Below are 10,587 nucleotides of genomic sequence, written 5' to 3'. Positions count from 1 at the left end.
GGGGGTATGAAGCCCTCCTTCCGCACTCACCAGCAACTCGTAAGTGTTTTTCTGTAATGCAGTTAAGGATTGCGCATGTTTCATTAGCAAAACTTGTTTTCCCTCGGCGCGGGGGGTGGTCGGCGTTCGCCCAGCTTAGCGACCGGGGCGCAGTCCCGTCACCAGGTGACGTCCACACCTTGATGTCGTCGTAAGCAGCGTCACACAAATGACTTATGGCGACGCCTTGACTTTGTGAAAAAAAACACGAATTATGCCAGCGGGGCGATTGACACTCTCTCCAGCCCCGTTTAGATTAACGCCTTTTAAGGTTCCTGGATTACCCATCTTTACGCTCGGCTCGGTCGCAAGCGGTTACGCTAAGCCGACTTAGGGCGGTTCGTCAGGGTGTTTAATCGCGGCGAATCGGTCGTGGCACTCCTGAAAACAGGAGGCGTTGCGGTGCCCGACTCCCCTTCACCGATGTCGCTCGGGTTTGCCTGGGCGTACCGAATATTGGCGGTGACGGCGGAGATGGTGTTGCCTGGCCTGCTGGGAAGCTGGTTGGACGGGCAACTGGGAACGCAATTCCTCGCTTTAACTGGTTTTGGCCTCGGCATCACCTTGGGCATCTGGCACTTGTTGCTGATGACCCGGTCCCATGCTCGGGAGCTGAGCGAGAAGCACAGCTTTCGAGACGAAGAGACAGACGAGCAACGACCGTGACTGACTCGGCCATACAGCCCCCGCGAGGCCTCTCCAGCCTGCGGTCATGCGCGCTCCTAATGGCGGTTGCACTGGTCGTCTTCACGGCCATCGCCGCATTGGTCAATGGCAATCGCTTTGCCGCCCCGGGCGTGAACGCCGCTTTGGCCGCGGGCTTGTTGGTTGCCGTCGGCATGTTCGCCGCGCTTTGGATTTCCAACCTGGCCCAGCGTGATCGCCAGGCCATTCACTATGGTCTCGCCGCACAACTTGTCCGCCTGGCCTTCCCGTTGATCGGGGCCATCGCCTTGGAGCGGCTTAATCCCGCGCTCGCCGAGGCGCGATTCTTTGGCTGCGTGCTGGGCATCTATCTGCCCGCGCTGCTTGTCGAAACCTGGCTGGCGGTGCGCATGATTTCGCCGACGAACCCAAGCGAGGTGCGCCATGGCTGATCCCGTGCTGCACATCAAGGACTCGTACTTCTTCGAAGTGCCGAAGTTCCTCTATCCGCATCCCTACGAAACACTGGGCGACGTGCAGCCATTTCTGCGCAAAGCGCACCCGGACGCGACGCTCGACGAATTCAATCACGACCTGGCCGGCAAGATCATCATCCCGCAGCCGTTCGGGACGCTGAAAAATCTGTACACGAAGGTTCCGTTTAGCGAGGGCGGCGGCGTCGCAATTTCCAAGTTCATGATCTTGGAATTAGTTGTCGCCGTGTTCATGGTGCTGCTCTTCTCCTGGCTCGCCGGACGCATTTCCGGTGGTCGGAGAGCGAAAGGGCGCATCGCCAACATGTTCGAGGCGGCGCTCATTTACATGAAGGAGCAAATCGCCGAGCCGGCGATCGGCCACCACGACGCCCACAAGTTCGTCCCGCTGTTGTGGACGATGTTCTTTTTCGTTTTATTCTGCAACCTGCTTGGCATGATCCCGTGGCTGGGCAACCCGACCGCGGCGTTCGGTATGACGATCGCGATGGCCTGCGTGACTTTTTTCGCGGGACTCGTGATGGGAAGCAAACAACTGGGCATCGTGGGTTATTGGAAGAATCAGGTGCCGAAGCTGGGATTGCCGCTCTACATTGCGATCTTCGTGGTTCCGCTGTTGTTCCTCATCGAAGTCGGTGGACTGTTCATCAAGCACGGCGTATTGGCTGTGCGCTTGCTGGCTAACATGGTCGCCGGCCACTTGGTATTGCTGGCCATTTTGGGGATCGCTGTTGCAGCCGCGAGTTCGCCCGTCTGGTACGCCTGGTATGTGGCTGCACCCTTGAGCGTGTTAGGCACCACAGCATTCAGCATGCTGGAACTGATGGTGTCTTTCTTGCAGGCATATGTCTTCACCTATTTGTCGGCCCTGTTTATCGGAGCGGCGGTGCATCATCATTGATGCCACTCGAACGATCGACAGGAGACGTGAACTTTTTTCCATGGGAGATCGATTCGTGATCAAGTTTGTGCGGATCATGGCCTTGATGGCCGTCGTGACACTGTCGTTGGTGACGCCCGCGTTGGCGCAGGATCCAGTCACTCCGACGACGCCGGCCGCTGCTGGCTGGACGTTGATTAACCTGAGCGCCGCGTTCGGCGTGGGACTCGTCGTGATTGGCGCCGCCTCGGGCATCGGCAAGTTGGCTTCGGCGGCGTTGGAGAGCATGGCTCGTCAGCCCGAAGTGGCCGGCAACATTCAAACGGCCATGATCATCGCGGCCGCTTTGATCGAAGGCTTCACGTTCTTCGCGCTGTATATCTGCATGACCGCCGTCTAGGACAGGCGTTTCAAGGTTCCTTGAGGCAAGGTGTCGATCATGTTCGCTCGATTTGTCGGCGCAATGTTGGCCGTGGCTCTCGTCGTCGCGCTGCCAGCGTCCGTCTTGGCGCAGGGCGCGGAGGCGGAAGTGGCCACGGAAGGCGAAGTGCAACACGCCGAACCGGCGGCGGCGCACGATGCTCACGCCGGCGCGCACGAGCATATCGGCGAAGTCGGCGTCAACAAGCAGCCGGAGGAGTTCAAGTCGGACTTGGCGATTTACTCCTTCGTGGTGTTCTTGATTCTCTTGGCGATCCTCACCAAGTTCGCCTGGAAGCCGATTAACGCGGCGCTGGAAGAACGCGAGCACAAGATCGCCGAGCATATCGCCGCCGCCGAACGGCAAAACGCGGAAGCCAAACAATTGCTTGGGGAGTACGACCGCAAACTTGCCGCGGCGCAGGATCAGGTGCGGGCGATCTTGGATGACGCCCGCAAGGACGCTGAGCATGCCCAGCAGGAGTTGCTGGCCAAGGCTCGGTTAGACGCGCAGACGGAAATGGATCGGGCGAAGCGCGAGATCGATACCGCGAAAGGCCAAGCTCTCAAGGAACTGGCCGAGCGGAGCACCGATCTGGCGATCGGCCTGGCCAGCCAGATCGTGCGGAAGGAATTGCAGCAAGTCGATCACGCCAAGCTTGTGCAAGAAGCAATCGCCAAGCTGCCCAGCGGAGACGCTAGCAGAAACTAATTTGAGAAACGCATCGCCCGCCCACACTAGCCCGTAGCGCAAGCGAGGGAGAGTTGACTCGGGTGATGCTTCAAACGTGTACGCCAAGTCCACTCTCCCTCGCTTGCGCTATGGGCTAGTGTGACCCGAATTCGGAAGCCCATGCCTAACAACGCCAAGAACCACGAACGCATCGACACCGGCGAACAGCAGGTGGGCGTCATGTACGCGCGTTCGTTGATCGGTGCGACGGAAGCGGCGGGGCAATCCGAGGCGATCCTGGCCGAGTTCGATTCCTTCATCGAGGACGTGCTGGACAAGCTGCCGCAGTTCGATTCCTTGCTCTCCACGGCGCTCGTGTCGGCGGAAGAAAAGGCGGCGCTCTTGGATCGGGCTCTTAAGAGCCAGGCCTCGACGCTGTTCCTGAACTTCCTCAAGGTCACCGCCAATCACGGTCGGTTGAATTGCCTGCGGGCGATTCGCCGGGCCGCGCACGAAGTCTATGACAAGTTACGCGGACGTATCCCCGTGGTCGTCCGATCCGCGACGCCGCTCGACGCGGCCAGCGAAAAACAACTCACCGAACGCCTCCGCGGGATGTTGCGAGGAGAACCTCAATTGGTCCGGGAAGTCGACCCGGAACTGATTGGCGGCCTTGTGATCCGCGTGGGAGATACCGTTTACGACGGCTCGGTTGCCCGGCATCTGGAGCAACTGCGCCTGCAGATGATCGACAGGAGCGTGCATGAAATTCAGAGCCGACGAGATCGCTTCAGTCATTCAGCGTGAGATCGAGCAGTACCAATCCGAGATCGACGTCCGTGAAGTCGGGCGCGTTCTGGAAGTGGGCGACGGCATCGCGCGCATTTATGGACTGTCGAACGTGATGGCCAGCGAGATGGTCGAGTTCCCCAACGGGACGATCGGGCAGGCCTTCAATTTGGAAGAAAACTCGGTAGGCGTGATCATTCTTGGCGATTACCTGCAAATCGCCGAGGGTGACGAAGTCAAAAGCACGGGCCGCCTATTGAGCGTGCCGGTGGGCGATGCGCTGATCGGGCGCGTCGTCGATCCCCTCGGCAATCCGATGGACGGCAAAGGTCCGATCGTCACGTCCGATCGCCGCCCGGTGGAATTCATGGCGCCCGGCATCGCCGGACGTCAGCCGGTGAAAGAGCCGATGCAGACCGGCATCAAGGCGATCGACGCGATGACGCCCGTTGGTCGCGGTCAGCGCGAACTGGTAATCGGCGACCGCAAGACCGGCAAGACGGCGATCGGCATCGACGCCATCATCAATCAGAAAAACTCCGGCGTGAAGTGCTTCTACGTCGCGATCGGTCAAAAGGAATCGACTGTCGCGAACGTGATCGAAGCCCTCCGCGCCGCCGGCGCCATGGACTACACGACGGTGATTGTGTCGGGCGCCAGTTCGCCGGCGCCGTTGCAATATGTCGCGCCGTACGCGGGCACCGCCATGGCCGAGTACTTCATGTACAACGGCGGCCACTGCCTGATCGTCTATGACGATCTGTCGAAGCAAGCCGTCGCGTATCGCCAACTTTCGCTGTTGATGCGACGTCCGCCCGGTCGCGAGGCCTTCCCGGGCGACGTGTTCTACTGCCACAGCCGACTGCTAGAGCGCTCCGCCAAATTGAGCGACGAGCTCGGCGGCGGCTCGTTGACTTCATTGCCGATCATCGAAACGCTGGAAGGCGAAGTCTCCGCGTACATTCCCACGAACGTGATCTCGATCACGGACGGGCAGATCTACCTGCAACCGGACTTGTTCTTCGCCGGCATCCGCCCGGCCATGAACGCCGGTATTTCAGTCTCTCGCGTCGGCGGCAACGCTCAGATCAAGGCGATGAAAAAGGTCGCTGGCGGTTTGCGATTGGACTTAGCATCCTTCCGCGAGTTAGAAGCCTTCGCCCAACTCGGCACCGACCTCGACGCGGCCACGCAATCGCGGCTCGATCGCGGCTACCGCATGGTCGAACTGCTCAAGCAGGGCCAATACGTGCCGATGGACGTGTTCGATCAAGTCCTCAGCATCTACGCCGGCACCCGCGGGCACTTGGACAAGATTCCGCTGGACAAATGCGCCGAATGGGAGTCGGGCTTCCTCACCTTCATCAAGGAACAACGCCCCGACGTCCGCGCGAAGCTGGTGGAAACAAAAGACATTTCCGACGACCTGGCCAAGCAATTCGAGGAAGCCATCGCCGTCTACCAAAAACAATTCGCCAGCAAATACGACGAGGTCCAAGGCGTCCCGGCGACGGCAGGGAAGGCCTAGGTCCGACGACTCGGTCAGAAGCAAAGTTTCCGCAGATTCAGCCCCGCAGGGGCGGCAGGCAATAGCCAGGGGTGCAAACCCCTGGTTGAGAGGAGAGCAAGCACATTGAAGCCCCAACGGGGCGACACAATCCGAAGACAACCATTGTGTCGCCCCGTTGGGGCTCAAACGAAGGTGATGACGATCTTTTCCAGGGGTTTGCACCCCTGGCTATTATTTGTCACGCCCTCGGCGTTCTGAGCGCATGAACGCAATCGATGCAATTAGAAGTAGCAGCACGAGCCAAGCACCACTACGGAGCAGCGAATAGATCGAAGGTTGGCCGCGATCACGGCCAAAGTCTTAGCTCTGGAGCCGCTCGATGTCCGACGTACCCCCGATTCCCAGTTCCGATAACCCGTTTGGAGCCCCGCCGTCCACGCCGCCGCCGATCAGCGAAGCGCCGAACCAGGACGCCTGCCAATGGGCGATGTTTTGCCATCTCTCGTCGCTGGCCGGGTATGTGGTCCCGTTCGGCAACCTGCTGGGCCCGTTGGTGGTGTGGTTGGTGAGCCGCGAAAAGCATCCGTTCATTGACGATCAAGGTAAGGAGTCGCTCAACTTCCAAATCACGCTGACGCTGCTGCTGTTGATCTCCGGGATCCTGGTGTGCGTCGGCATTGGCATCGTCCTGTTGATCGTGGCGGCCGTGTACGGCTTCGTCATGCCGATCGTCGCGGCGGTGAAATCCAACAAGGGCGAGCTCTACCGATACCCAGCCACCCTGCGGCTGATTACTTGAACTGACAATAACTCATGGCCAAAGCACGAGCGCTCGATAAACGTCGCAAGTCCGTCAAGAACATCCGCAAGATCACGCGGACGATGGAGTTGATCGCGACCGCGCGCTTCAAGAAGGCGATGGATCGCGCCGCGGCCTCGACCGCGTACACGAAGCGGATCACGCAGGTCGTCGCCAATCTGGCCAACGCCGGCCTGGCGGTGACGCATCCGCTGCTGGAGCCGCGCGAGGAAATCAAGCACGCCAAGTTGCTAGTGCTGACGGCCAATCGCGGCCTCTGCGGCGGCTACAACGGCAACGTGATCCGGTTCGCCGTGGCCCGCTGGGCGGAACTGCAGAAGCTGGCGCCGAAGACGACCTTGGAAGTCTCCGGCAAACGCGGCATCTCGGCCTTCAAGTTCCGTGAGATCAAGCCAGACGCCACGTATTTGCATTTCGAAGACAAGCCGACGTTCCCCGAAGTCGACGAACTGGCGAGCCGGTACCTGGACGAGTACGTCACCGGGCAACTCGATCGGCTCGACGTGGCCTACACGCGGTTCGAGAGCGCCAGCCGGCAGGTCGCGGTCGTCGAGACGTTGCTGCCCTTGGGAACGCTGACTGGCGCCGACGCGGCCGTGCAAAACGCGGCGCAAGCCACGCAGTACGAGTTCTGCCGTCGGCCGAAAGCATTCTGGAAGAGGTGGTGCCGACGAGCTTCAAGGTGAAGCTCTTCAAGTGCTTCCTCGACGCCGCGGTCAGCGAACAGATCGCCCGCCGCGTGGCTATGAAGGCCGCCACGGAAAACGCCGACGGCCTGATCAAGAGCCTCAGCATGACCTACAACCGCGCCCGTCAAGGCCAGATCACGTCCGAACTATTGGACCTGATGGGCGGCGTGGAAGCGTTGAAACAATAGAGGGAATGATGAATGTAGAATAATGAATGATAAATTGGAAACTGACTTTGCCATTCATCATTCATCATTTGGACGGCAACCTACGCGAACCATCGCACACGATATCGAGCAAGAGAACATGTCCACCGCTACTGCACAGAACTACGGTCGCATCACGCAGGTTATCGGGTCGACGTTTGACGTCGAGTTCGATGACAATCAATTGCCGGCGATTTACAACGCCGTGAAGGTTCAAGGCGAGCACAAAGGGGTGAGCGTCAATCTCACCGGCGAGGTGCAGCAGCATCTCGGCGGCGGGCGCGTCCGCGTCGTGGCCCTCGGCTCCACCGACGGTCTGGTGCGCGGCCAGAAGTGCCTCGACACCGGCGGCCCGATCAAAGTGCCGGTCGGCAAGGCGACGCTCGGCCGCGTGTTCAACCTCGTGGGCGAACCGATCGACAACCGCGGCCCGGTGGCGGCCGACGAGTATTGGCCGATCCATCGCGACGCCCCGGCCGTGACCGAGCTCTCCACGAAGACCGAAGTGTTCGAGACCGGCATCAAGGTCATCGACCTGCTCACGCCGTTCGTCCGCGGCGGTAAGGCCGGGTTGTTCGGCGGGGCCGGCCTCGGCAAGACGGTCATTCTCACCGAGTTGATCGCCCGTATCGCCAGTGCGCACGGCGGTTCGTCGGTGTTCGCCGGCGTCGGCGAGCGGACCCGCGAAGGAACGGACCTCTGGCTCGAAATGCAGGAAGCCAAGATCGGCGATACCGGCCGCAGCGTTATCGAGCAAACGTGCATGGTGTTCGGCCAGATGAACGAGCCGCCCGGCGCGCGTCTCCGCGTGGCGCTGTCGGCGTTGACGATGGCCGAATACTTCCGCGACACGACCGGCACCGACACGCTGTTGTTCGTCGACAACATCTTTCGCTTCTCGCAAGCGGGCAGCGAAGTGTCCGCCCTCCTCGGACGTATGCCGAGCGCCGTGGGTTATCAGCCGACGCTGGCCACGGAGATGGGCGCGTTGCAGGAACGCATCGCATCGACGTCGAAGGGCGCCATCACCTCGGTGCAAGCCGTGTACGTGCCGGCCGACGATCCGACCGATCCCGCTCCGGCCACGGCCTTCGGCCAGTTGGACGCGTTCCTTTATCTGGAACGCTCTATCTCCGAAAAGGGCATTTACCCCGCGGTCGATCCGCTGGCCTCGTCGAGCCGCATTCTCGATCCGCAATACGTGGGCGCCCGGCATTACGCCATCGCGCGCCGCGTGCAGCGGACGTTGCAACGCTACCGCCAGTTGCAAGACATCATCGCGATTCTCGGTATCGACGAGTTGAGCGAGGAAGACAAATTGGTCGTCTCCCGCGCCCGCCGCATGGAGCGGTTCCTCTCGCAGCCGTTCCTCGTGGCCGAGGTGTTCACGGGCAAGCCGGGCGAAATCACGCCGCTGGCCGACACGATCCGCAGCTTCGAGGAAATCGCCGACGGCAAGTGGGACCACCTCCCCGAACAAGCCTTCATGTACGTCGGCGCGATTGAGCAAGCCGAAGAGCAGGCGAAGAAGATGGCGGCGAAGAAGTAGTGAATGCATGATGATGAAGGACGAACGCGGCCGAATGCGTTCTAGATCGATGAACCGTTCTGCTCGCTAACTTTTGACTTTGAATTTATCCCCCATGCCCCAGCTTAAATGCATCGTCGTGACGCCGGAACAGACCGTTGAGGATCTGCCGGCTGATTTTGTGGCGCTGCCGTTGTACGACGGCGAGCTGGGAGTTGCGCCGGGCCATACCCCGATGATCGGGCGCCTGGGCTACGGCGAATTGCGGATCGTCAACGCCGGACAAACGACGCGCTACTACGTTGACGGCGGTTTCGTCGAATTCGCGGACAACATCGTCTCGGTACTCACCAACAACGCGGTGCCCGCCAAGAAACTCGACGCCGGCAAAGCGCAAACGCAACTGGAAGCCGCCAAATCTCGGCCCGCCAACACGCCGGAACTGTTGGCCATTCGCGAACGTGATCAGCAACGGGCGCGGGCGCAGCTTCGCGTGGCGCGGAAGTAGAGGGTTGGGACTGCTACCCTCAGGGGGCTGTGCTAGAATGAATTCTAGCGGAAACGCCATTGAGAGGGTTGCCGATGACAGTCACCGTCCACATTTCTGAGAACACCGAAGCCGCGTTTCAGCGGGCGTTTGGCAATAATCTTGATCGCGTCGCACTTGAGTCGATGTGCATTGAGGGTTACCGGGCCGGTAAACTGAGCTTGGGTGAAGTCGCGGCCGCACTCGGGTTCGAAACGACCATCACCGCACTGGAATGGCTGGGCCATCGCGGCGTATCGCTCAACTATTCGCTTGAGGATTTCGAGGCCGACAGGGAGAATCTCTCCCGTGTCCTTGGAACGAACGGCGCATGATTGTCGTATCCGACACTACGCCCCTCAACATCCTTGCCCAACTCGGGCTGATCGACCTTTTGCCGCAACTGTTTGGCGCGGTTATTTTGACCCCCGGCGTCGTTAAGGAACTCTCCCATCCCAGTACGCCAGATATCGTCAAGGCCGTTTTAGAAGGGCCGCCGCCCTGGCTAACCATACTTGCGCCGACTATGCTTCTTGCAACGCCACTACCAAGTGGGCTCGGCGAGAGAGAAGCGATCAGCCTAGCCGCTGAACTTCACGCGGACTTGTTACTGGCGGATGACAAGCAAGCTCGCAAGACAGCCCAAGCTCTCGGGATCACGGTGATTGGCACGCTTGGTATTCTGGATGCCGCCGCCCGGCGTGGGCTCGTTGATTTCGCAGACGCGATCGCTCGGCTTAAGCGAACAAACTTTCACGTCTCTGCAAAACTGCTCGACGCCGTCTTGAAGCAACACGAGCAAGGAAGCTGATCGAATAGGCAGGGCGCTTGCACTCTCATCTCACACTTGCTCTCTTGGCGCCTCTGCGCTTAGCAGTCGCTTCGATTCACCCGCTGCTGCGTAATCGCGATCGCCTTCAACAGCCCTTGCGCTTTGTTGAGCGTCTCCTGATACTCGCTTGACGGCACACTATCCGCCACGATGCCGGCGCCGGCTTGGACGTCGGCAAAGCCGTCTTTCACCACGACCGTGCGGAGGGCGATGCAGGTATCGAGGTTGCCGCGGTAGTCGATGTAGCCCACGGCGCCCGCGTACGGTCCGCGGCGAGTTTTTTCCAGTTCGTCGATAATCTCCATCGCGCGTACTTTTGGCGCGCCGGAGACGGTGCCGGCCGGTAGACAAGCGCGAAGGGCGTCGAAAGCGGTCTTGCCCGGGGCGAGGCGGCCCTGCACGTTGGAGGTAATGTGCATCACGTGGCTGTAACGCTCGATGGTCATCACGTCGGTCAGTTTGACCGTGCCGTATTGCGCGACGCGGCCGACGTCGTTGCGTCCCAAGTCGACCAGCATGATGTGCTCGGCCCGTTC

The 10,587-nt window shown here is 60.4% G+C and carries 13 protein-coding genes and 1 pseudogene; 13 read left to right on the top strand and 1 reads right to left on the bottom strand.

The genetic code is table 11. The features are described 5' to 3' along the window. Nucleotides 1–441 precede the first annotated feature (441 nt). The 13 genes and pseudogenes from SGJ19_27150 to SGJ19_27090 all read left to right on the top strand — a co-directional run bounded on the left by SGJ19_27150 (nt 442) and on the right by SGJ19_27090 (nt 10,030). A complete protein-coding gene (locus tag SGJ19_27150) occupies nt 442–705 on the top strand; it encodes a hypothetical protein (GenBank protein ID MDZ4783942.1) in 264 nt (87 codons plus the stop codon). Nucleotides 706–764: 59 nt separating this feature from the next. Continuing rightward, nucleotides 765–1,136, top strand: coding sequence for a hypothetical protein (locus SGJ19_27145; GenBank protein ID MDZ4783941.1), 372 nt, complete (start codon nt 765–767; stop codon nt 1,134–1,136). Beyond that, nucleotides 1,129–2,079 (top strand): F0F1 ATP synthase subunit A, encoded by a 951-nt coding sequence (atpB, locus tag SGJ19_27140; protein ID MDZ4783940.1) that lies wholly within the window; start codon nt 1,129–1,131, stop codon nt 2,077–2,079. Before SGJ19_27145 ends, atpB begins: the two co-directional genes overlap by 8 nt. A 40-nt stretch (nt 2,080–2,119) precedes the next feature. Further along, the gene (gene atpE, locus SGJ19_27135; GenBank protein ID MDZ4783939.1) at nt 2,120–2,458 is read left to right on the top strand and encodes an ATP synthase F0 subunit C; all 339 of its coding nucleotides are present in this window, start codon (nt 2,120–2,122) and stop codon (nt 2,456–2,458) included. 39 nt (nt 2,459–2,497) lie between these two features. After that, nucleotides 2,498–3,190, top strand: a complete 693-nt coding sequence (atpF, locus tag SGJ19_27130; protein ID MDZ4783938.1) for a F0F1 ATP synthase subunit B — start codon at nt 2,498–2,500, stop codon at nt 3,188–3,190. A gap of 141 nt (nt 3,191–3,331) precedes the next feature. Then, on the top strand, nt 3,332–3,958 hold the full coding sequence (gene atpH, locus SGJ19_27125) for an ATP synthase F1 subunit delta (protein MDZ4783937.1): 627 nt from the start codon (nt 3,332–3,334) through the stop codon (nt 3,956–3,958). Further along, entirely contained in the window at nt 3,915–5,468 is a 1,554-nt protein-coding gene (gene atpA / locus SGJ19_27120; protein MDZ4783936.1) for a F0F1 ATP synthase subunit alpha, read from the top strand. Before atpH ends, atpA begins: the two co-directional genes overlap by 44 nt. A gap of 469 nt (nt 5,469–5,937) precedes the next feature. After that, on the top strand, nt 5,938–6,249 hold the full coding sequence (locus tag SGJ19_27115; protein MDZ4783935.1) for a DUF4870 domain-containing protein: 312 nt from the start codon (nt 5,938–5,940) through the stop codon (nt 6,247–6,249). Nucleotides 6,250–6,263: 14 nt separating this feature from the next. Beyond that, nucleotides 6,264–7,147: pseudogene (atpG, locus tag SGJ19_27110) on the top strand (ATP synthase F1 subunit gamma). Nucleotides 7,148–7,265: 118 nt separating this feature from the next. Continuing rightward, nucleotides 7,266–8,714: a F0F1 ATP synthase subunit beta gene (gene atpD / locus SGJ19_27105; protein ID MDZ4783934.1), complete on the top strand. Its 1,449-nt coding sequence runs from the start codon at nt 7,266–7,268 to the stop codon at nt 8,712–8,714. A 94-nt stretch (nt 8,715–8,808) separates the two neighbouring features. Further along, nucleotides 8,809–9,201, top strand: coding sequence for an ATP synthase F1 subunit epsilon (gene atpC, locus SGJ19_27100; protein MDZ4783933.1), 393 nt, complete (start codon nt 8,809–8,811; stop codon nt 9,199–9,201). Between the two features lie 74 nt (nt 9,202–9,275). Continuing rightward, a complete protein-coding gene (locus SGJ19_27095) occupies nt 9,276–9,554 on the top strand; it encodes a UPF0175 family protein (GenBank protein ID MDZ4783932.1) in 279 nt (92 codons plus the stop codon). Continuing rightward, complete coding sequence (locus SGJ19_27090) at nt 9,551–10,030, top strand: DUF3368 domain-containing protein (protein ID MDZ4783931.1); 480 nt, start codon at nt 9,551–9,553, stop codon at nt 10,028–10,030. The genes SGJ19_27095 and SGJ19_27090 overlap by 4 nt, the downstream gene beginning before the upstream one ends. Nucleotides 10,031–10,089: 59 nt before the next feature. Here the strand turns inward: SGJ19_27090 and SGJ19_27085 are convergent. Continuing rightward, nucleotides 10,090–10,587, bottom strand: a 498-nt coding sequence (locus SGJ19_27085) for a chorismate-binding protein (GenBank protein MDZ4783930.1), incomplete at its 5' end; no start/stop codon positions are given.

It is taken from the genome of Planctomycetia bacterium (assembly GCA_034440135.1).
Lineage (GTDB): Bacteria > Planctomycetota > Planctomycetia > Pirellulales > JALHLM01 > JALHLM01.
This window is presented reverse-complemented; position numbering and strand designations above follow the sequence as displayed.